General features: G+C 48.3%; 20 protein-coding genes, 1 tRNA gene and 3 rRNA genes. 13 read left to right on the forward strand and 11 right to left on the reverse strand.

The features are described 5' to 3' along the window. Positions 1–231: 231 nt before the first annotated feature. Positions 232–1,752 (forward strand): aldehyde dehydrogenase family protein, encoded by a 1,521-nt coding sequence (locus JFT56_RS18290; protein ID WP_198781395.1) that lies wholly within the window; start codon positions 232–234, stop codon positions 1,750–1,752. Positions 1,753–1,919: 167 nt separating this feature from the next. On the opposite strand, the gene JFT56_RS18295 is transcribed toward JFT56_RS18290, so the two are convergent. Next, the gene (locus tag JFT56_RS18295) at positions 1,920–2,423 is read right to left on the reverse strand and encodes a hypothetical protein (RefSeq protein ID WP_198781396.1); all 504 of its coding nucleotides are present in this window, start codon (positions 2,421–2,423) and stop codon (positions 1,920–1,922) included. A gap of 92 nt (positions 2,424–2,515) precedes the next feature. Further along, positions 2,516–2,980, reverse strand: coding sequence for a DUF2809 domain-containing protein (locus JFT56_RS18300; RefSeq protein ID WP_198781397.1), 465 nt, complete (start codon positions 2,978–2,980; stop codon positions 2,516–2,518). A 216-nt stretch (positions 2,981–3,196) separates the two neighbouring features. Here JFT56_RS18300 and JFT56_RS18305 point away from each other — a divergent pair, with 216 nt between their 5' ends. The 7 genes from JFT56_RS18305 (at position 3,197) to JFT56_RS18335 (ending at position 7,734) form a co-directional block, all read left to right on the forward strand. Further along, on the forward strand, positions 3,197–3,784 hold the full coding sequence (locus tag JFT56_RS18305) for a cytochrome b/b6 domain-containing protein (protein ID WP_198781398.1): 588 nt from the start codon (positions 3,197–3,199) through the stop codon (positions 3,782–3,784). A 53-nt stretch (positions 3,785–3,837) separates the two neighbouring features. Then, positions 3,838–4,284: a DUF1924 domain-containing protein gene (locus tag JFT56_RS18310; RefSeq protein WP_198781399.1), complete on the forward strand. Its 447-nt coding sequence runs from the start codon at positions 3,838–3,840 to the stop codon at positions 4,282–4,284. A gap of 69 nt (positions 4,285–4,353) precedes the next feature. Further along, entirely contained in the window at positions 4,354–4,917 is a 564-nt protein-coding gene (locus JFT56_RS18315; protein WP_198781400.1) for a diheme cytochrome c, read from the forward strand. Next, a complete protein-coding gene (locus JFT56_RS18320; RefSeq protein WP_198781401.1) occupies positions 4,910–5,176 on the forward strand; it encodes a PepSY domain-containing protein in 267 nt (88 codons plus the stop codon). Before JFT56_RS18315 ends, JFT56_RS18320 begins: the two co-directional genes overlap by 8 nt. Then, positions 5,176–5,835: a response regulator transcription factor gene (locus tag JFT56_RS18325; RefSeq protein ID WP_006079718.1), complete on the forward strand. Its 660-nt coding sequence runs from the start codon at positions 5,176–5,178 to the stop codon at positions 5,833–5,835. Before JFT56_RS18320 ends, JFT56_RS18325 begins: the two co-directional genes overlap by 1 nt. A gap of 4 nt (positions 5,836–5,839) precedes the next feature. Beyond that, positions 5,840–7,156, forward strand: a complete 1,317-nt coding sequence (locus tag JFT56_RS18330; RefSeq protein ID WP_198781402.1) for a sensor histidine kinase — start codon at positions 5,840–5,842, stop codon at positions 7,154–7,156. Between the two features lie 101 nt (positions 7,157–7,257). Beyond that, the gene (locus JFT56_RS18335) at positions 7,258–7,734 is read left to right on the forward strand and encodes a GNAT family N-acetyltransferase (RefSeq protein ID WP_198781403.1); all 477 of its coding nucleotides are present in this window, start codon (positions 7,258–7,260) and stop codon (positions 7,732–7,734) included. A gap of 96 nt (positions 7,735–7,830) precedes the next feature. On the opposite strand, the gene JFT56_RS18340 is transcribed toward JFT56_RS18335, so the two are convergent. From JFT56_RS18340 to JFT56_RS18380, 9 genes are all read right to left on the reverse strand, one after another. Then, a complete protein-coding gene (locus JFT56_RS18340; protein WP_198781404.1) occupies positions 7,831–8,040 on the reverse strand; it encodes a hypothetical protein in 210 nt (69 codons plus the stop codon). Between the two features lie 407 nt (positions 8,041–8,447). After that, positions 8,448–8,960 carry a DUF1993 domain-containing protein gene (locus tag JFT56_RS18345; protein WP_198781405.1) on the reverse strand — a complete coding sequence of 171 codons (513 nt, stop codon included), beginning with the start codon at positions 8,958–8,960 and terminating at the stop codon, positions 8,448–8,450. A gap of 358 nt (positions 8,961–9,318) precedes the next feature. After that, positions 9,319–9,395 (reverse strand) — tRNA-Asp (locus JFT56_RS18350). A gap of 36 nt (positions 9,396–9,431) precedes the next feature. Next, a 5S ribosomal RNA gene (rrf, locus tag JFT56_RS18355) occupies positions 9,432–9,547 on the reverse strand. Positions 9,548–9,720: 173 nt separating this feature from the next. Further along, positions 9,721–12,614: ribosomal RNA gene (locus JFT56_RS18360) — 23S ribosomal RNA — on the reverse strand. Between the two features lie 514 nt (positions 12,615–13,128). Beyond that, positions 13,129–14,671 (reverse strand): 16S ribosomal RNA (locus JFT56_RS18365). The 16S, 23S and 5S rRNA genes sit together here with 1 tRNA gene alongside, the layout of an rRNA operon. A 204-nt stretch (positions 14,672–14,875) precedes the next feature. Then, on the reverse strand, positions 14,876–15,016 hold the full coding sequence (locus JFT56_RS18370; protein WP_198781406.1) for a hypothetical protein: 141 nt from the start codon (positions 15,014–15,016) through the stop codon (positions 14,876–14,878). A gap of 425 nt (positions 15,017–15,441) precedes the next feature. Continuing rightward, the gene (locus JFT56_RS18375) at positions 15,442–16,347 is read right to left on the reverse strand and encodes a helix-turn-helix transcriptional regulator (RefSeq protein ID WP_198781407.1); all 906 of its coding nucleotides are present in this window, start codon (positions 16,345–16,347) and stop codon (positions 15,442–15,444) included. Positions 16,348–16,399: 52 nt separating this feature from the next. After that, a complete protein-coding gene (locus tag JFT56_RS18380; RefSeq protein ID WP_198781408.1) occupies positions 16,400–17,296 on the reverse strand; it encodes a formate dehydrogenase accessory sulfurtransferase FdhD in 897 nt (298 codons plus the stop codon). Positions 17,297–17,596: 300 nt separating this feature from the next. On the opposite strand from JFT56_RS18380, the gene JFT56_RS18385 reads away from it, so the two are divergent. The 5 genes from JFT56_RS18385 to JFT56_RS18405 all read left to right on the forward strand — a co-directional run bounded on the left by JFT56_RS18385 (position 17,597) and on the right by JFT56_RS18405 (position 21,592). Next, on the forward strand, positions 17,597–18,064 hold the full coding sequence (locus tag JFT56_RS18385) for a DUF3305 domain-containing protein (RefSeq protein WP_198781409.1): 468 nt from the start codon (positions 17,597–17,599) through the stop codon (positions 18,062–18,064). After that, complete coding sequence (locus JFT56_RS18390) at positions 18,061–18,723, forward strand: DUF3306 domain-containing protein (RefSeq protein ID WP_198781410.1); 663 nt, start codon at positions 18,061–18,063, stop codon at positions 18,721–18,723. Before JFT56_RS18385 ends, JFT56_RS18390 begins: the two co-directional genes overlap by 4 nt. A gap of 184 nt (positions 18,724–18,907) precedes the next feature. Beyond that, positions 18,908–20,569: a 4Fe-4S binding protein gene (locus tag JFT56_RS18395; RefSeq protein WP_198783638.1), complete on the forward strand. Its 1,662-nt coding sequence runs from the start codon at positions 18,908–18,910 to the stop codon at positions 20,567–20,569. 10 nt (positions 20,570–20,579) lie between these two features. Further along, positions 20,580–21,257 (forward strand): TorD/DmsD family molecular chaperone, encoded by a 678-nt coding sequence (locus JFT56_RS18400; RefSeq protein WP_198781411.1) that lies wholly within the window; start codon positions 20,580–20,582, stop codon positions 21,255–21,257. Positions 21,258–21,394: 137 nt separating this feature from the next. Then, positions 21,395–21,592 carry a twin-arginine translocation signal domain-containing protein gene (locus tag JFT56_RS18405; protein WP_198781412.1) on the forward strand — a complete coding sequence of 66 codons (198 nt, stop codon included), beginning with the start codon at positions 21,395–21,397 and terminating at the stop codon, positions 21,590–21,592. The last annotated feature ends 6 nt before the right edge of the window (positions 21,593–21,598 follow it).

Genomic DNA, 21,598 nt, shown 5'->3' on the forward strand with positions numbered 1-21,598 from the left:
TCGGCACACTTGAGTGCGCCGATCGATGACAAAGTGACCACAGGACACACCTCACTCCCTGAGTGCCCATACTTTTTCAAATCTGCAAAATTAGCTTTTCATCATACTGTTAGCACAACAAGTGTACAACTCTTGCCAGTTTGGCACCCTCCTTGCGATGCACCTTAGGTATGCAAGTCTCAAGTGTTACGTTAGAGAACACTAAGCTAATCAACAAGAAGGAATGATTCTATGATTTATGCTCAACCCGGAACCGCAGGCGCAATCGTTAACTTCAAAGAAAAATATGCCAACTTTATCGGTGGTAAATGGGTCGCCCCGGTCAATGGTAAATACTTTGACAATCGCTCACCCGTAAATGGCCAAAACTTTTGCCAAATCCCACGCTCCGATGCCCAAGATATTGAATTAGCATTAGATGCCGCCCACGCAGCCAAAGAAGCATGGGGTAAGACCTCAGTCACCGAGCGCTCAAACCTGTTGTTGCGCATTGCCGATCGGGTCGAACAAAACCTCGAATATTTAGCCGTCGCCGAAACCTGGGAAAACGGTAAAGCTGTGCGTGAAACCTTAAACGCCGACTTGCCCTTATTCGTCGATCACTTCCGCTACTTTGCCGGTTGCATCCGCGCACAGGAAGGCAGCGCTGCCGATATCGACGGCAACACAGTCAGCTATCACTTCCCAGAACCTTTGGGCGTGGTCGGCCAGATTATTCCTTGGAACTTCCCGCTCTTGATGGCGGCATGGAAAATCGCCCCTGCGCTTGCGGCGGGTAACTGTGTGGTACTCAAACCTGCGGAGCAAACACCAGTCTCGATTCTGGTCTTGCTCGAGCTGATTGAAGACCTATTACCTGCGGGCATTCTTAACGTAGTCAACGGCTTTGGCGCGGAGGCGGGACAAGCACTGGCCACCAGCAAACGCATCGCTAAGCTTGCATTTACGGGCTCCACCGAAATTGGCTATCACATTTTAAAATGCGCCGCCGAATCCTTAATTCCATCGACCGTTGAGCTTGGCGGCAAGTCGCCCAACGTGTTTTTTGCCGATGTGATGGACCATGAAGACGAATATTTAAATAAGGCCGTCGAAGGTATGTTGCTGGCCTTCTTTAACCAAGGTGAAGTCTGTACTTGCCCATCACGGGTGTTAATCCAAGAGTCGATTTTTGATCGCTTTATCGAGAAAGTGCTCGCCCGCGCGCAAACCATTAAGCAAGGCGATCCCTTAGATACCGACACTCAAGTTGGCGCTCAAGCCTCCAAAGAACAGTTCGATAAAATCTTAAGCTACTTAGCCATAGGTAAGGCTGAAGGTGCAGAAGTGCTACTGGGCGGCACACTTTGCCAACTCGATGGCGGCCAAAGCGAAGGTTATTACATCAGCCCGACGATTATGAAAGGCCATAATAAGATGCGGATCTTCCAAGAGGAGATCTTCGGCCCAGTGATTTCGGTCACCACCTTTAAAGATGAAGCCGAAGCCTTAGCGATCGCCAACGATACTGAGTACGGCCTAGGCGCTGGCGTGTGGACGCGGGACATGAACACGGCTCAACGTATGGGACGCGGTATTCAAGCGGGCCGCGTGTGGATTAACTGTTACCACGCCTATCCTGCCCATGCCGCCTTTGGTGGATACAAAAAATCTGGTATTGGCCGCGAAACCCATAAGATGATGCTCAACCATTATCAAAATACCAAGAATCTCTTGGTGAGTTACGATGTGAATCCTTTAGGTTTCTTCTAAGATTTTTGGGAGTCAAATAAGCTGATGTGAGGAAGCTTTTATTAGGTTTTTAAACGTCTTTGCAAGCAGGCTTATAAAACTTTCCGCATGAGTAATAGATATAAATGATGAACATGAAAGGGCGAGTAGCCCTTTCTTTTTTTAACTTAATTTAATTCAAACCTCACTCAGTTTATATTATCAATCCGCGCTAAACGCTGGGCTAATTCAGCAAGAGAGGAGGCTGTTTGCGGATCGCTTTGAGGAGCAACAACTTCAATCAGCTTAAGTTTCGGCTGAAAAGGTAACCAAGAGCTGCTCGCAGTAATGACTAAATCCAGCACAAACTGACCGTAATAGTGCAACCTCAGTCGGTTATCCGCCATGGGCCAATGGGCATAAAGCAGAAAAGAATCGTACAGTTGCGCCAAAGAGGTTGTCGCAATGATCTTAAACTCTTCATCAAGTAGACTAAACTCGGTCGATTCTTCGAAGGGACAATCGAAAGAAGTGATGACTAAATACCCCGAGGTTTTATTGGGTAAAACGCAGCGGTATTGGCCTTCAATCACTCGACCTGCAATAAAAGTGTGAGTAGATTGGCCATTGAAATACAGGGGCATTTTTAGTGAATTAGGCTCAAGTCCATAAGCATGCTCTGTTAGTAGTGAAAAACCCGTTATCGGCTGCATCCCCTTACCCCACTTATCTCGCCTATCTATTTCGACTACCTATCTCGCCTATCCGCGAAAATACACGTCACGCGGCTCTTGCGGATTCAATACTAGGGCTGGCGGCTTTTACAATAACAGCCCACTAAGATCAAGTAACCGACAAAATATGCTACGAGATCGAGTGGATCAAAATGGCTACCTATCACTATCCGCGCCAAGCGATTTCCGCCTAAGCCTAGCTTGTCGACTAAACCCCAATACTGGCCAAACTCGATGGCAAAGGCAAACAGCAATACCGTAAACGCCAGCAAAGGAGTTTGAAAAAAACGCTTAATGCCATCGCCGGTGTTTTTTACTGCGACTTTTTCTACCGGATTGGCAATAGGAACGACAGCCCGCACCATACAAAACAGCAAGATCACCACCAATACATCGCCCACAAAACCACGAATAAAACCCGCAGGCGCATATAAGGCAATTAAGACTTCAGTCAAAAATAATAAAACCGCATAAATACAAAAGGATTTACGACTCGGATTGCGGCTGATGAAAGCGCGAATAACGGCGGTAGACATAGATATGTTAATCCCTTCACTCGGTCGAGGTGGCAGAATCTACCGTAATACCAAGAGGTTAACAAGCGAGTTTTCGTTGACATTTAAGGCTCCCCACCTAGGAAAGCGCGCCACTCAGACCCACCAACTCACTGAATGTTCGCGCCTCAAAATTTAAGCGAGGTTTAAGTTTGGGTTAAGTAGCCTACACCTAAACCCACTTAGGAGCGTCACATCATGTCATCAAACACACTGCAAACCATCAAAGTCTGGGACCTGTTGATCCGCATATTCCATTGGTCACTCGTCGGCTTTTTCACCTTAGCCTACCTCACTGAAGGCGAAGACGAGTGGATGACCATCCACAGTTACGCAGGTTATAGCATCTTAATTTTACTGGTGTTTCGTCTGCTCTGGGGCGTGATGGGTACCCACAATGCGCGCTTTAGCAACTTTATCACTCGCCCTAAAGAAGTGCTGGTGTACCTCAAAGGACTCATCACAGGCAAAGCCAAAGACTACATAGGCCATAACCCCGCTGGGGCAATGATGATAGTGGCCTTGATTGCCAGCATAGCCATCACGGGATTCTCAGGCATGGCTCTATACGCCACCGACGGACACGGCCCATTAGCCACGAGCTTTTTCGCCACTTGGCCCGAAGGCGCCATAAAAGAAGTCCATGAATTCTTTGCCAACTTCACCGTGTTCCTTGTGGTTATCCATGTTGGCGGCGTCATCGTCAGCAGCCTGTTACACAAAGAAAACTTAGTCAGAGCCATGGTCACGGGCAAGAAACAACGCCCAGTGGAACAAGAAGATTAATCCGTTAGCCATTTTGCTTAGCAATAAGATATCCAGCCCAAAAGGAATGCCCTATGAACAGATTAACCAGACACACGAATAAAAGTCGCCTTGCCATTGTCGCAATTTCCACCTTGCTGCTGACTAGCCTTAGCGTTAGTGCCGCCAACAGTAAAGTGCAAAGCCTGCCACTGAGCGCCGAGCGCATCGGCACGCAACTGCAAAGCTATCAAGCCCAAGGCGCTGGACCCTTTACCGCCGCCGCAGGACAAAAGCTTTGGCTACAGGACATAGACGGTCGCAGCTGTGCCAGTTGCCATACCGCCAAAGTCACCGACATGGGCATGCACCAAAATACCCGTAAACCCATTGACCCTATGGCGCCGTCGATTACCGCAGATCGGTTAACCGACTCAGCCAAAATCGAGAAATGGTTTAGCCGTAACTGTAACTGGACCTTTAAGCGCGACTGCACACCCCAGGAAAAAGGCGATGCCTTACTCTGGTTAAGCCTGCAATAACTCATTTAATTAGAGCGATTAATTTCAATACCTTCCATAGAAGGTAACGGTACAAATAAGGAAGATATTATGACTCAACAAGCACACCCTATTAGCTGGTTCTTAGGTTCATCACTCACAGCCGCGGCATTAGCCATTGGCGTTATCGGCATAAGCCTAACCTTAACCGGTACAGGCTATGCGGACGACGGCCATGAACTCAACCGCGCCATTCCACAGAATGCGGAATACACGGCAGAATGTGGCAGCTGCCACATGGCCTATCCAGCCAATTTACTCCCCGCCGACAAGTGGCGCGCCATTACCGCAAATCTTGAGAACCACTTTGGTGACAACGCCAGCCTAGATCCTCAAGTCACTGCCAGAATTGAGGAATATCTGGTTCAACATGCGGCGCAAAATGGTAAGGTGATGAAAAACAGCACGCCGCTGCTCGCAGGCGCAGGGCCGCAGAAGATCACAGAACAGGCATTTTTTATCCACGAACACGATGAGATCCCAAGGCGTATGGTGCAAGATAACGCTAAGGTCGGCTCATTCAGCCAATGCAGCAATTGTCACAACCTCGCAGAGAAGGGCATATTCGATGAAGATACCGTTAATATTCCTGGCTTTGGCCGTTGGGATGATTAGCAGTCCAAGCACTGATGCCCACGACGATGATCTTTCCAACAAGGTGGTCGAGTGGGTTAAGGAGGGCAAGGTTTTGCCCTTCGACACCATAATGCAACGCTACGAATCACGCCTGCAGGGGCGACTGTTGGACTTAGAAGTCGAGCAGAAACATGGCCGTATCATCTACGAGCTCGAGATCCTCCGCGACGATGGCATAGTGTATGAAATTAAGATTGACGCCAAAACCGGCGAGTGGCTAAAGGAAAAGGTCGACTGATGCGTTTGCTATTGATTGAAGATGATACCGATCTGGTCGCACGCCTCATTCCCGCCCTTAACAAGGCGGGTTATACCGTCGAGCACGCCGATAACGGTATCGACGGCGCCTTTTTAGGCGAAGAAGAAAACTTCGAAGCCGTTATCCTCGATCTCGGCTTGCCTGGCAAACCCGGTTTACAAGTCCTTGGCCAATGGCGACAAAAGGGCTTGGCTATGCCAGTGCTTATTCTCACCGCCCGTGATGCGTGGCACGAACGGGTCGACGGTCTCAAGGCGGGGGCCGATGATTACCTCGGCAAGCCTTTTCACATTGAAGAACTACTCGCAAGGCTCGAAGTGTTGATCCGCCGCCACTTTGGCCGTGCCGACAATGTGTTGCAGCATGCAGGCGTCTCCCTCGATGTCGACAAACAAGCCGTCACCAATGTCGACGGTGAAGTGATAGAACTGACTAAGATTGAATATCGGCTGCTGCATTACTTAATGGTCAATCCCAGCAAAATCGTCTCTAAGTCAGAGCTCAGTGAACGCATTTACGAAGAAGATCAAATCAAAGACAGCAATGTCATCGAAGTGTACGTCAACCGCCTGCGCCAACGCTTAGGCAAGGATTATATCGAAACCCGCCGCGGCCAAGGTTATCGACTCAAGGAGTAAAGGCGTGTATTCACTCAAGGGTTATCTGACGCGCAATTTGTTGATCACGCTCACCTTTGCCATGGTGCTGTTATTGTATTTTCTGCACCAAGGTATCCAAATCTTAACCCAAGACTTTGTTGCCTCGCGTCTACAACACGATGCCGACAGCCTGATCTCCGCCCTGAATCACAATCCCGATGGCACATGGGCACTCACCACCGACCGTTTACCCAATGTGTACCACAGGGTTAATTCTGGACATTATTTTGCGATTCAAATCGGCGAGCAAACCCTGCGTTCACGCTCTCTATTCGACCATAACGTGAACATGCCTAAACTGGCAGCGGGTGAGCACCACCAAGCCACTGAATTTGTTGGTAAAGAACATTGGTTGATGTTCAGTCAAGCCGTTATCAAAGAAGATCAGTTAGTTACCCTGTGGGTGACGGAAGATATTAGCTCGCTTGAACAAACCCAAATCCACTTTTTAGCCTTTGCCAGTGCGGCGGTGTTACTCACGATTGTCATTTTATTACTAGCGCAATATCAATTACTTAAACGCGGTTTTAAACCCTTAGAGCAGATGCCAGAAGCTATCCGGCAGATGCGCATCCAAGGGCAAGAAATCAATCCTGACCAAGTGCCGAGCGAGATAGTCCCACTGATCGAAGAGATAGATCGCTTAGTCAATCAATTGGGCCAGCGAGTACAACGCTCCCGCAATGCCTTGGGTAACTTAGCCCACGAAATGAAACGTCCACTACAAGGGCTGCAGTCCTACCTAGAAAGCCTTCCACCAGAACAGAGGAGTGAGGGCAGCAAGGTGCTCGCAAACCTGCACCACATCATTGATAGAGAGCTTAAGCGCACTAAGATTGTCGGCCTGTCCACTCCGGGGCGTTATACCGTGCTCGATGACGATCTTGCGCCGCTAATCAAAGTAATGCAGCGTATTTACCCAGACCGCATTATTCACAGCGATTACGCTAGCGGCTTAGTCATGCCGTTTGACCGCGATGACTTACTCGAACTCTTAGGTAATTTACTGGATAACGCCTGCAAACATAGCCGCAAAAACATTGAGATCCATATCAGTCAGCAAAACGTGCCAACCATAGGCTATAGGATAGAAGTGAGTGATGATGGCGAAGGCGTCTCCGATACCGCACTATCAATCATCATTGAGCGCGGCATTCGGCTAGATGAAAGCATCCAAGGCCATGGCTTAGGATTGTCTATCTGCAAAGATATCGTCGACAGTTATCAAGGCAAACTCAGCTTTAGCCACGCGCAACAAGGTGGACTTAAAGCCAGCGTATTTCTGCCGATCCCGAATTAAACGGTATACTCACTCGGCCTGTGCCCACTGAGTTCATCCAAGTCAATAGAGGGGATAATTTGCTCATTCCCCTCCTTTCCGTAATCAATCTAGAGATTTATATGAAAGTTATCGACCTAAAATCTGCCCCGCAACACATTCCTCAATTGGCGGAGTGGCATAATCAAGCATGGGCACATTTAAGTTCTGCGGATGCTTCAGTCACTACGCTGATTGAGGAAATGAACGAGTATTTAACTGACGCTGCTATGCCTACAATGTTTATCTGTGAACAGGCAAATCAAGTAATGGGGTCATCGTCATTAATCGTCGCAGATATGGACAGCCGAACCGACTTAAGTCCTTGGCTCGCCAATGTGTATGTGAATGCAGCCCATCGAAATAAAGGATTAGGTAAGTTGCTCGTCAATGCCGTCGTTGAGCATGCTAGAGCGATTGGTTTACAGAAAATCTATTTGTTTACTGCAGATAAAGCCGATTTTTATCGAGCGCTGGGTTGGTCAAGGATTTCACAGGAAGATTATAAGGGCGAGATGGTCACGATAATGGAGTATGAATTGAGTCAGCAAAGTGGCTAGGTAAGAGAGCAAGCTTCACGACGTCCGTCGTGAAGCTGTACATGCGGGCTAAATATCTAAATGTGATATCCAATACTTAGCGACAAGCCAATGGCTTTAGTCAATTTCTATATCCACACCGAAACGATTGGATAGTTGGCGTTGCTCGTGAAGAATTTCAATTCGGCGGCGAGTGTCTTGGGTTAACTTGTCTTTGAGGCGCAAACCACTGGTAATGGCGGCTTTTTTGGCTTTCTTGCTCTTCATCGGCAAATCAGTTGCCGTTGCATCCGTGGGACTCTCGATGGCTTGAGATTCGATAGACATAGCTAACTCCTTTAATGAGAACCATAAATAGGCTCTTCCAGTAAATCCCTGCTCAAAACGAACAAACAGGTCATCTTTAATGAGTTCATTCGCCATTCACTTTAAGTAACAGCGCATTTGGCGACTCATAAACTTACAATCCATATAACCGACCTAAATCAACAAGATTAGATCACTGCTGATAGGGTGAAGATGGTCGAGACATGAGGTCGAAATGAAAAACTGAGTATTGATTGACTTCATCGACACAACAGAACCCTAACGAGTCCTAAATTTTCCGGCGATAAAGCGACATAACAAAGGTAGAAAAAGAACAGGTAATCATGCAGAAAGGTTGGTAAGCTCGAGCGGCAAAACGCTGTTGCGCAACAATTAGGCTGCGCAACAGTACTACATCTAGCCTAAATTTACGACTTATATGGCATAGCGCCGAGGTAATCTTTCTTGCCAATTTCAACACCGTTGTGGCGCAAAATCGCGTAGGCTGTTGTTATATGGAAGTATAAGTTCGGAATCGCATGCTCAATCGCAAACTCATAACCTGTAAGATATTTTCCTTCCCAGCGTGGTTGTGAGACATGGATAGTAGCCGCATGAGCAAAATCAGCCTCTTTGAACGTCGCTAAGTAATCCAAAATCGAACTAATACGCGCTTGCAACTCAGCCAGCGTCGTCTCGCTATCATCATGCTTTGGCACTGTATCTAAGTTATCGGTCAAACGTGCCACGCCAATTTTGGCAGTATCGCAGGCAATTTGGACTTGGCGAATAAGGTTAAATTGATCCGGCGCTAAACGTGAGTTTAATAGCACCGCCATATCGACTTTCTTGAGGTTTGCGAAGCATTCGCCCTTTTCAAGAATAACGCTTAAATTTTTCAGCATCTTGCTAAATTGTACAACCGTTAAATCATAAAGCATGGCATAGACCTCATTGATGGACGCTACAAAACTGCAGCACTTAAGACTATCTTGGGGCAAATAACTCAATTTCAATCATTCTTGAAATTTAAGTATCTGCTTAATAATAAACACTTCAATATAAACGATATTAAGTCAATTAAGGCGAGAAAAAGATAGACGTTACCAGTAGGGATGAGATTAAAATTCTCTCGGACTGATGCGAATAACAATAACGTACACTCGTAGGAATTGGGATGGCTGGGTATGACGATAACCATGTGCTTCGAGCCCGAAGCATGTGCGTCACTGACACGAATTATCCGCGACGCCATAACGAAAAAAGCCTCATCTTTCGATGAGGCTTATCTCTTAATGTTGGCGGAGCGGACGGGACTCGAACCCGCGACCCCCGGCGTGACAGGCCGGTATTCTAACCAACTGAACTACCGCTCCTTTAGACTAACGTTTACACGTTAACCTAAATTAGGCGCTTGGCGATGACCTACTCTCACATGGGGAGACCCCACACTACCATCGGCGCGATTGCGTTTCACTTCTGAGTTCGGGATGGGATCAGGTGGGACCACAATGCTATTGTCACCAAGCAAATTCGTTTTAAACAAGACTCGAGAGCGCACTGCGTGCTGCTAGATTCTAGGAACTAAAATCTGCTCTTATCTTATTTAATAATTCGGAAAGCTGTTTGTTTTTTGAGTCAACACTTCATTAAGTGCATATATTCTGTCTAAGTTCGCTTAGCAAAACCCATCTGGGTTGTATGGTTAAGCCTCTCGAGTCATTAGTACATGTTAGCTCAACGCCTCACAACGCTTACACACCATGCCTATCAACGTCCTAGTCTCGAACGGCTCTTTAGAGGTCTTATAGACCTAGGGATGACTCATCTTGGGGCTCGCTTCCCGCTTAGATGCTTTCAGCGGTTATCGATTCCGAACGTAGCTACCGGGCAATGCCATTGGCATGACAACCCGAACACCAGCGGTTCGTTCACTCCGGTCCTCTCGTACTAGGAGCAACTCCCCTCAATCATCCAACGCCCACGGCAGATAGGGACCGAACTGTCTCACGACGTTCTGAACCCAGCTCGCGTACCACTTTAAATGGCGAACAGCCATACCCTTGGGACCGACTTCAGCCCCAGGATGTGATGAGCCGACATCGAGGTGCCAAACACCGCCGTCGATATGAACTCTTGGGCGGTATCAGCCTGTTATCCCCGGAGTACCTTTTATCCGTTGAGCGATGGCCCTTCCATTCAGAACCACCGGATCACTATGACCTACTTTCGTACCTGCTCGACGTGTCTGTCTCGCAGTTAAGCTGGCTTATGCCATTGCACTAACCGTACGATGTCCGACCGTACTTAGCCAACCTTCGTGCTCCTCCGTTACTCTTTGGGAGGAGACCGCCCCAGTCAAACTACCCACCAGGCACTGTCCCTAACCCCGATTAGGGGTCTAGGTTAGAACATCAAAACTACAAGGGTGGTATTTCAAGGACGACTCCATCAGAACTAGCGTTCCAACTTCAAAGTCTCCCACCTATCCTACACATGTAGGTTCAATGTTCAGTGCCAAGCTATAGTAAAGGTTCACGGGGTCTTTCCGTCTAGCCGCGGGTATACGGCATCTTCACCGCAATTTCAACTTCACTGAGTCTCGGCTGGAGACAGCGTGGCCATCATTACGCCATTCGTGCAGGTCGGAACTTACCCGACAAGGAATTTCGCTACCTTAGGACCGTTATAGTTACGGCCGCCGTTTACCGGGGCTTCGATCATGAGCTTCTCTTGCGATAACCCAATCAATTAACCTTCCGGCACCGGGCAGGCGTCACACCGTATACTTCCTCTTGCGAGTTTGCACAGTGCTGTGTTTTTGATAAACAGTTGCAGCCACCTGGTATCTGCGACTCCCGTCAGCTTAGAGAGCAAGTCTCATCACCAACAAGAGCGTACCTTCTCCCGAAGTTACGGTACCATTTTGCCTAGTTCCTTCAGCCGAGTTCTCTCAAGCGCCTTGGTATTCTCTACCCGACCACCTGTGTCGGTTTGGGGTACGATTCCCGCTAACCTGAAGCTTAGAAGATTTTCCTGGAAGCATGGCATCAACTACTTCAGTCCCGTAGGACCTCGTCATCAGCTCTCGGCCTTAAGATTTCCCGGATTTGCCTAAGAAATCAGCCTACCACCTTAAACGCGGACTACCAACGCCGCGCTAGCCTAGCCTTCTCCGTCTCTCCATCGCAGTTAGCGGAAGTACAGAAATATTAATCTGTTTCCCATCGATTACGCCTTTCGGCCTCACCTTAGGGGTCGACTCACCCTGCCCCGATTAACGTTGGACAGGAACCCTTGGTCTTTCGGCGAGGGGGTTTTTCACCCCCTTTATCGTTACTCATGTCAGCATTCGCACTTCTGATACCTCCAGCGTGGGTTACCCCTTCACCTTCATCGGCTTACAGAACGCTCCTCTACCGCGCAACCCTAATGGGCTGCACCCGTAGCTTCGGTGGTATGTTTAGCCCCGTTACATCTTCCGCGCAGGCCGACTCGACTAGTGAGCTATTACGCTTTCTTTAAATGATGGCTGCTTCTAAGCCAACATCCTAGCTGTCTAAGCCTTCCCACATCGTTTCCCACTTAACATACACTTTGGGACCTTAGCTGACGGTCTGGGTTGTTTCCCTTTTGACGACGGACGTTAGCACCCGCCGTCTGTCTCCCGAGTAGTACTCATTGGTATTCGGAGTTTGCAAAGGGTTGGTAAGTCGGGATGACCCCCTAGCCTTAACAGTGCTCTACCCCCAATGGTATTCGCTCGAGGCGCTACCTAAATAGCTTTCGAGGAGAACCAGATATCTCCCGGTTTGATTGGCCTTTCACCCCCAGCCACAAGTCATCCGCTAATTTTTCAACATTAGTCGGTTCGGTCCTCCAGTTGATGTTACTCAACCTTCAACCTGCCCATGGCTAGATCACCGGGTTTCGGGTCTACACCTTGCAACTCAACGCGCAGTTAACACTCGGTTTCCCTACGGCTCCGCTATTCGCTTAACCTTGCTACAAAATGTAAGTCGCTGACCCATTATACAAAAGGTACGCAGTCACGGTCTCAAGAACCGCTCCCACTGCTTGTACGTATACGGTTTCAGGTTCTATTTCACTCCCCTCACAGGGGTTCTTTTCGCCTTTCCCTCACGGTACTGGTTCACTATCGGTCAGTCAGGAGTATTTAGCCTTGGAGGATGGTCCCCCCATATTCAAACAGGATGTCACGTGTCCCGCCTTACTCGTTTTCATCAATGGTTAGTTTTCGTGTACGGGGCTATCACCCTGTGCCGCTGCGCTTCCCAACGCATTCCACTAACACCCCACTGACTTAAGGGCTAATCCCCGTTCGCTCGCCGCTACTAGGGGAATCTCGGTTGATTTCTTTTCCTAAGGGTACTTAGATGTTTCAGTTCCCCTCGTTCGCCTCATGTAGCTATGTATTCACCACATGATGACCGCTTATGCGGCCGGGTTCCCCCATTCGGACATCGTTAGCTCAAATGCTTGTTACTAGCTCGCCAACGCTTTTCGCAAGTTACTACGTCCTTCATCGCCTCTGACTGCCAAGGCATCCACCGTATACGCTTAGTCGCTTAACCATACAACCCAGATAGGTTTCTTTTCGCTTGTCAGGCCTTACGCTGTCGTTATTGTGAACCTCATTCGTCAGTCATGTAGCGCTGCTACACTCCTTCCTCATTCGCTTCACGGCTTAGACATCGTTTCGTCTGACTGCGCTTATCTCGTTCACACAAGATAAGAAATACTCTGAGTCGCATTGCGACCAGCTTGGTTTTACTTGTCTCATCTTCGACCAAGAAGATGGACTCGCCTTAGACTTGAATATTCAAGACACTTAATAAAGTGTTTGAGAACTCAATGTTCAATGCTTACGCATTAAACTTTTTTCGTATCAACACAACGACAGACATCATTGTGTTTAATACTATCAGCTTTCCAAATTGTTAAAGAACAAGCATCGTCGTTAAGACGTGCCACTCGCTCTACAAGAACAAGTTATCTGTGTGAACACTCAAAAACACGGATGTTTTTGTGTCGACTCGGCACGGATGCCATGTTGTCGACCCAACAAGCGTAAGTTAGTCGTATAGGTAAGGAGGTGATCCAGCCCCAGGTTCCCCTAGGGCTACCTTGTTACGACTTCACCCCAGTCATGAACCACAAAGTGGTGAGCGCCCCCCCGAAGGTTAAGCTACCCACTTCTTTTGCAGCCCACTCCCATGGTGTGACGGGCGGTGTGTACAAGGCCCGGGAACGTATTCACCGTGGCATTCTGATCCACGATTACTAGCGATTCCGACTTCATGGAGTCGAGTTGCAGACTCCAATCCGGACTACGACGAGCTTTGTGAGATTAGCTCCACCTCGCGGCTTTGCAACCCTCTGTACTCGCCATTGTAGCACGTGTGTAGCCCTACTCGTAAGGGCCATGATGACTTGACGTCGTCCCCACCTTCCTCCGGTTTATCACCGGCAGTCTCCCTAGAGTTCCCACCATTACGTGCTGGCAAATAAGGATAGGGGTTGCGCTCGTTGCGGGACTTAACCCAACATTTCACAACACGAGCTGACGACAGCCATGCAGCACCTGTCTCACGGTTCCCGAAGGCACAACCGCATCTCTGCAGTCTTCCGTGGATGTCAAGAGTAGGTAAGGTTCTTCGCGTTGCATCGAATTAAACCACATGCTCCACCGCTTGTGCGGGCCCCCGTCAATTCATTTGAGTTTTAACCTTGCGGCCGTACTCCCCAGGCGGTCTACTTAATGCGTTAGCTTGAGAGCCCAGTGTTCAAGACACCAAACTCCGAGTAGACATCGTTTACGGCGTGGACTACCAGGGTATCTAATCCTGTTTGCTCCCCACGCTTTCGTGCATGAGCGTCAGTCTTTGTCCAGGGGGCCGCCTTCGCCACCGGTATTCCTCCAGATCTCTACGCATTTCACCGCTACACCTGGAATTCTACCCCCCTCTACAAGACTCTAGTTCGCCAGTTCGAAATGCTATTCCTAGGTTGAGCCCAGGGCTTTCACATCTCGCTTAACAAACCGCCTGCGCACGCTTTACGCCCAGTAATTCCGATTAACGCTCGGACCCTCCGTATTACCGCGGCTGCTGGCACGGAGTTAGCCGGTCCTTCTTCTGTAGGTAACGTCACAGCTACAGTTTATTAAACTGCAACCTTTCCTCCCTACTGAAAGTGCTTTACAACCCGAAGGCCTTCTTCACACACGCGGCATGGCTGCATCAGGGTTTCCCCCATTGTGCAATATTCCCCACTGCTGCCTCCCGTAGGAGTCTGGGCCGTGTCTCAGTCCCAGTGTGGCTGATCATCCTCTCAGAACAGCTAGGGATCGTCGCCTTGGTGAGCCATTACCTCACCAACTAGCTAATCCCACCTAGGTTCATCCAATCGCGGAAGGCCCGAAGGTCCCCTCCTTTCCCCCGTAGGGCGTATGCGGTATTAGCAGTCGTTTCCAACTGTTATCCCCCTCGACTGGGCAGATCCCTAGGCATTACTCACCCGTCCGCCGCTCGCCACCTCAGAAGTAAACTCCCTTGTGCTGCCGCTCGACTTGCATGTGTTAGGCCTGCCGCCAGCGTTCAATCTGAGCCATGATCAAACTCTTCAATTAAAGTTTTGTTGCTTCCGTCTTGCGACTTCAGCGGCTCAATGAATTCTGATTTTTTTGTTACTGCTTTCACAGCAACAAACTGTACATATTGCTATGAACACTCTTCATCATTGATTTAATTCTTTGACTGCCAACCCTAAGGCTAAGCAGTTTCGATTAACTCAACACCTGTGAGTGTCCACACAGATTTCTTGTTTTATCTTGTTAAAGAACGTTGACCACATACCGTTTAGGCGGGTCGGGCTGATGCTTCATCAGCTCAGGGTCGTGCATTTTACGCATTTCCCGTTTCGCGTCAAGGAGTTTTTGCAAACTTTCTTTTCGCTCATCAATCAGTAAACTCATTGATGAACTGTCACATCAGCTGCTTAGCGCCGTCTGCCGTCTCAGTGGATGCGCATTATAGGGAGCAGAAGATTTTGTGCAAGGGCTTTTTTAAGAATTTTTGTATTTAATTCTGATTATCCAAACTAGCCACATCATACCCACTTGTTACCCCCAGACTTATCCACAAAAGCTAATTTTTAAGGCGTTGCTGATTACTTTTATATGCCTAATACATGCAGTAAAGCATGGTTTGCGATATGAGGAGACGTGTTGATATCGGTATAACAAGGTTGAAGATGACTATTGTCCTGTGGATTTTCCCCCAAGGTACAAAACCGATTTTGTAATCTAGCCTCTTACCTTATATATGCCTATATAAGGTAAGAGGCTGTCCATGATGCTTGCTTATAATAGGAGAAATTCGGAAGAATTGAGCAAAGAGCTTAACTTGCACTCCAGAGTAGCTGCCCGCAGTCGGTAAGATCATAGCCGCCGAGTAGCGCAGCCATTTGCCTTGCATGTCCACCCGCTAACATAGTAAAGAGTTGTTGTAGCTGACGGCGAAAGTAAATGCTTTGCGGCATAACGAAATCGAATGACTCTTTTATGAGTGGCACGAAGCTTAAGCCACTTTCCAAAGCCACCGATTGACAACCAAAACCGATATCCGCATCCCCTCTGGCAATATAACCCGCGAGTTCACGTTCACTATAGGCGGTGAGCACGACATTGAGTTGATCTAAACGCGCACCCTGCTTTAATAGCCAATGCTCTAGATGTTGCTGACTCCCAGCCCCTCCCTGACGGCTCACCCAACGCCAAGGCATGCTCGCCACTTTATCTTCCTCTTGGCATCTGTGGTGCATATCTGCACGCATGATTAATCCTTGCTGACGGGAATAACCGTGCACCATGATCCACTGTTGGTGGTTGTTATAACCTTTAAGCAATGCGGGATGGCGAATATTTCGATCTTCCATACTGCCCCAATGTAAAGTGCACACATCGGCATATCCCTTTGCTAGCAATTCTAAACCGAGACGCGAGCCCGTAGCACTGTAGCTAATCAGTTCTCGGCTACCGACCTGAGCCATTAAACGTGCAACTAGCATAGATAAGAGTGGATCATCACTGCCGGTGATCAATAAACGGTCGGTGAGCATGCCACTATGGCATGAATCCATAACCCAACGGTCGATTAACACCTTGGGAAATAGCCATTTACCTGTGATTTTAGTGGCGGGCAGGATCCTGTCGTTTGCCATGGCATAGACTTTCTTTTCATTTAGATCTAAATACTCGGCCACCTGCTTCGCACTCATATAGACCAATTCACTGGCAGAAGTCATCTTGTGTCCTTATCCTTCTATTCACTGTTAGTTCAATACCTACTATTGCAGATCAGTTTGTTGAACAGGTATTTACATCAAACTCAAGATTCTCACTGCCATGGTAGACTAAAAAATGTCGTCCTTTGGCACGGGCGATAATGGTAATCCCTAATTTCTGCGCGAGTTCTAATCCCATTTGGGTGACTCCGCTGCGCGATAGCAAGACAGGAATCCCCATCTTGGCGACTTTAATCACCATCTCTGAGGTTAAGCGCCCCGTCGTGTAGAAAATTTTGTTATCACCGCGATCCTGCGCTAACCACATATCGCCTGCGAGGGTATCCACCGCATTATGGCGCCCGACATCCTCTACAAATGCCATAATTTGGTCCGCTTCGCATAAGCCGCAACCGTGCACAGCACCCGCATTTTTATAGGTTTCATTATATTCATTGATATTTTTCAGCAGACTGTAGAGTGTACTTTGCTTAAGGCTTGGAGTGGGCAAGCTAACATCATCCAAGTCTTGCATAAAACTGCCGTAGACTGTGCCTTGACCACAACCTGAGGTCACCGTTTTTTCAGAAAGTTTTTCATCAAGATCGGTGGTTTGCTCACGGGTGATCACTGCCGCAGAATTAACATCCCAATCGACAATGACAGAGTCCAGCAGGCTCACATCCGAAATAAAGCCTTGGTTCTTCAGATAACCTAAGGCCAGTGACTCAGGTTTTGCACCTAAGGTCATCAGGGTGACTATCGGGCGCCAGTTTAAATAAACCGTAAGAGGTCGCTCACAGGCGACAAACTTATCCAGTATTTCCCCAGTTTCATCGACGGCTTTTACGGCAATGGTTAATGGCACTTCAGCCTGGGTTTTCACAAAAGTAAACTGACGCCTTGCTGGTGAATGGCCATTATCGGCTTGTAACTGCTTGTCTATACTAGTGCTGTTATCAGAATTCATACTGCTACCGCTTAACGAATGATGGCCAGAGCATAGCAATATTTGTACCTAGGTATAAAACTAGGGGTTAAATGCGTGATCTGCCGCAATTCAAGCGAAAGACTTGGACGTTTATGTCCCAGACAAAATGACCAGCTAGACAAAATGTCCCAAACCTATGCCTATTTTGATGATCTACTTCAAACTAATACCCCATGTTTACTGGCATCAATATTGCAGTGACCTTTTATCCTAGTTTGTTGGTGAAAACGATCCGCAATTTCATGGAGCGCCCTCCAACTCAGTTGAAACGGAGACACAATGCAACATACAACGAGTGTTTGGCCTATGTACGTTTCACTCCGAAAAGTAGAGAAACAGACCGGCCGCTGGACTTCAGTACAGTGGGAAATTGAACACTTACTCCCAGCTACCCACGAGGCTCCCAAAGATGCGACCTTAGTGTTACTTGAGTTGCACAAGGATGAGCGTGCTAGCTATCGCATCAATCTCGACATGGATAATGCCATGCTCTACTTAGTCTGCGATGAAATGGCCGATGGCACTTGGGTGCCTGCCATGCTCTCGGCGGATCAAAATGTCGCGGCGGGTTGCCTCGAGGGCAACACTCCCGTGATTAATATGCTGATGCCAAAGGCGATAGCCTGTTGGATAGAAGCTTTTATCACTCAATATGGCGAGGTCGAAATTGCGGCCTATCGCCGTAAGCACGTCGATGGACGCAACAATCAAGGCCCGAGTCGCGACCCTTTGCGGAGTGATACATGACAGACACAGCACCTAAAGCCAGTGGTTTTTTTGGTCGTTGGAGTCAGCGCCGTGAACAAGTTGCCGCTGAGGAGGCTGCACTCTCGCTCAAACAATCCCAGGCAATCCTTGCAGATCCTCCCGTTGAGTCTGAGTCCGACGTCGGAGCTGGCATCACCACAGACACAGTTGCTGAACCACAAGAACCGCAATCGGAGGAGCCAAACCGCATTCTGACGGCTGAAGATCTGCCTAATCCTGAAGAGATTGAAATTGGCGGTAGCTTTGCCAGCTTTATGGGCGCCAATGTTGACCCTGCCGCAAAAACAGCAGCCCTGCGCGCACTGTGGAAACAACCACATTTCAATGAGATAGATGGACTTATAGAGTATGCGCTCGACTATAGCAATCAGCCTAAGCTCAGCCCCGAAGTTTCAGCCGAATTGGCGAAAAAGGTATTTCGTTATATCACCAAAGACAGCAATGAATCAGACGAAGAGTCGCTCTTAGCCGAAGGTGTAGAGCCTAACGTCCCAGAAAATGTAATGGAATCAAAAAACAGTGATGTCGAAACCGAATTAGCAACAGCACAGATAGCGGACAATTTGGATGGGGAGACTGATGACCTACCCCAAAATGCACCAGAGCCCTTAGTTCAAGTGCAAAAGCCAGTTGTTTAATGTCAGTTTAGCTAATTTTTATGTCCACAACTTTGGTATGTGAATTGCTGTACTAAGGGATAAAAACTTAGATAAAAGCAGAAAAGGCAATGACTTACTTAAAACCTGCCGCCTAAATCTGCAGCGATACAGCTAAAGGAACAGCCAAAGTACTGTTCAGGAACGCAATGTGAGCACTCATTTGATAACCAATCAAAACCAAGACGCACTCAAACAAGTGCGGCAACATGTCTTAGCACAGACACAGATTTTACAGAATCTGATCCCTCCTACGGTGAGTTACACCACCGAAGGAACTGTGCTCATTATCGGTCCAGAGGATCTTGCACGCCTAGCTGCGGACAAATTGTCCACTATGGCAAGTCGAGTGATTTTGGCTAACGAAGCAATTACCAGTCAGGATGAAGCCCACCTTGAGCGCGTGATGGCGGCGGCAACTGATGTTGAAAGCTACTACAACAAACTCATTGGCGTAAAAGGCTTTTTAGGTCAATTCCAAGTCAGTGTTGAACATCAAGATGGGGCGGCTGAACTCAGTTTAGTTGCCATTCGCAAACCCCATTTCGATATAGTGCTCGATTTAAGCAGCACAGCTTGCTTGAACTTAGAAATGCTGCCACCCGGTTATTTCTACGTAGGCCAAGACGCCGCGAAACTCGAAGATGCGCTTGCACAAATTCCTGAATTAGTCGGCCAATTTGATAAACCGCGCTACGTGAAAATCAATGCCGATCTATGTGCCCACGATCGCAATGGCATTAATGGTTGTAATCGTTGCCTTAACTTCTGTCCAGCCGATGCGATCAGCAGTGTCGCGAAGAAAATTGAAATCGACCCATATCTTTGCCACGGCGCAGGCAGTTGTACCAGCGCTTGCCCAACGGGTGCAATCAGTTACGACTTACCTACGCCCCAGGCTTTGCATTCATACCTGAATAAAATCGTGAGTCGCTTTCGCGAGCAGGCCCAAACCGCGCCGGTAATTTTGTTCCACGATAATGCCGTCGGTGCAGACTTGATCACCGATGACTTAGCCGGAGACATCATTCCCGTTGCCCTCGAAGAAATTACCGTTGCTAGCCTAGATCATTGGTTGTCGGTCCTCGCTTGGGGGGCGCGCCAAGTGCTCATCCTCAACACCGACGCGACTGCACCAACCCTAACGCAAATGCTTAAGGGTGAACTGTCCTTAGCCAACAGTATTTTAGATGAGATGGGCCAGCCGCAACGTATCAGCCTTATCGATCCGAGCATGCTTAACAATTTACATTCGATGCTCGATATCAGCTTAGATTGGCCGGTAATAGTGCCCGCCGCCTTTGCCTCGACCACGAAACGCAACACACTATTTGAGGCGATAGACCACCTCAATAGCCAAGCGGGTGAAATCGAGACTTGTCTGGGGCTCAGCAACATCCCCTTTGGCAAAGTCAGCGTCAATGTCGAGAAATGCACTCTCTGTATGTCCTGTGTGGCAATTTGTCCAACCATGGCATTACAGGATGGTGGCGACAAACCTGCGCTACACTTCATTGAACAAAACTGTGTGCAATGCGGTTTATGTGAGGCGGCCTGTCCTGAGAAAGTGATTAGCCTGACTCCGCAAATTAATTTTGATAAAGCTGCCCGTCAGCAACAACACACCCTGAAAGAAGAAGCTCCCTTCGAATGTATTCGCTGCGGCGCTCCTTTTGCGACCCAATCTATGGTGCATCGGATGCTGGATATGGTCGGTGCACACAGCGCATTTTCAGCCAATATTGAGCGCTTGAAGATGTGTGGCGACTGCCGGGTAAAAGACATGTTTGAAGACATTCTTCAAGATCCTGAAAAGCAACTGCGATAAGAGATCCGCTATGACCGAATCAGTAAGACAAGTTTCAGAAAACGATCAGTTGAGAGCCGATATCTATCAACTGTTGGCCGCCCTATTACGCCGTCATCCCAGCCCGGAATTACTGCACTTTTTGGCTAATCTTGAAATCGATGCCAATGAAGACAACGAGATGACTAAGGCTTGGTTATCTCTACAACTGGCTGCCCAACAGTTCAGCAGTGAACAGCTAGAGGACGAATATTTTGCCCTATTCCTCGGCGTAGGTTGTGGTGAGATCCTGCCCTATGGCAGTTGGTTTATGACTGGCTCATTAATGGATAAACCATTAGCACTGCTGCGCCAAGACTTAATGCAGCTGGGGTTTGAGCGCGAAGAAAACGTGAAAGAACCCGAAGATCATGTTGCCGCCCTGTGTGAAGTCATGGGAACCCTGATTTTAGAAGCGCCTAGTTATCGTCAACTGGCGTTCTACCAACGCCATATCGGCAGTTGGATCGGCCGTTTCTGTGACAATTTAGCCAAGGCGCCAAGTGCGGCGTTTTACGCAACCGTTGCCCATCTGGCAAAGGCCTTTTTCGAGATGGAAGCCAGCGCGTTTGAGCAATTGAGCTTAGATATCCCCGTCAATTGCCCGGGCAGTGCCGACTTACAACCGGCCGCAAGTGATTTAGAAAAACAAGTGGAATTAGTCAATTAGCGCTTTGACTCCACTTGCCATGTTTTTGTATTAAGGTGAGTAAATTCACCTTTAACAGAAGAAAGAAAGCCTAGGCTTTCGCAATAACCGAGGTGGTCACACTTGTACCACTTTATCTAGTAACACAAGGAGACACTATGAAGAAGCAAGCTTCCGACATGGGCCGTCGCCAACTGCTTAAAGCATTGGCACTGGGCAGTGCGGCGGGGGCGGTAGCCACTGTGAGCAGTCAGGCATTAGCCTCAACGCCCACGGTTGCCCCTACCGAACCTAAGAGCGAGAACTATCGCGAAACCGACCATATTCGTAGTTACTATGCGTCGCTTAAAAACTAACCAGAG

The sequence above is a fragment of the Shewanella putrefaciens genome, assembly GCF_016406305.1.
Taxonomy (GTDB): domain Bacteria; phylum Pseudomonadota; class Gammaproteobacteria; order Enterobacterales; family Shewanellaceae; genus Shewanella; species Shewanella putrefaciens_C.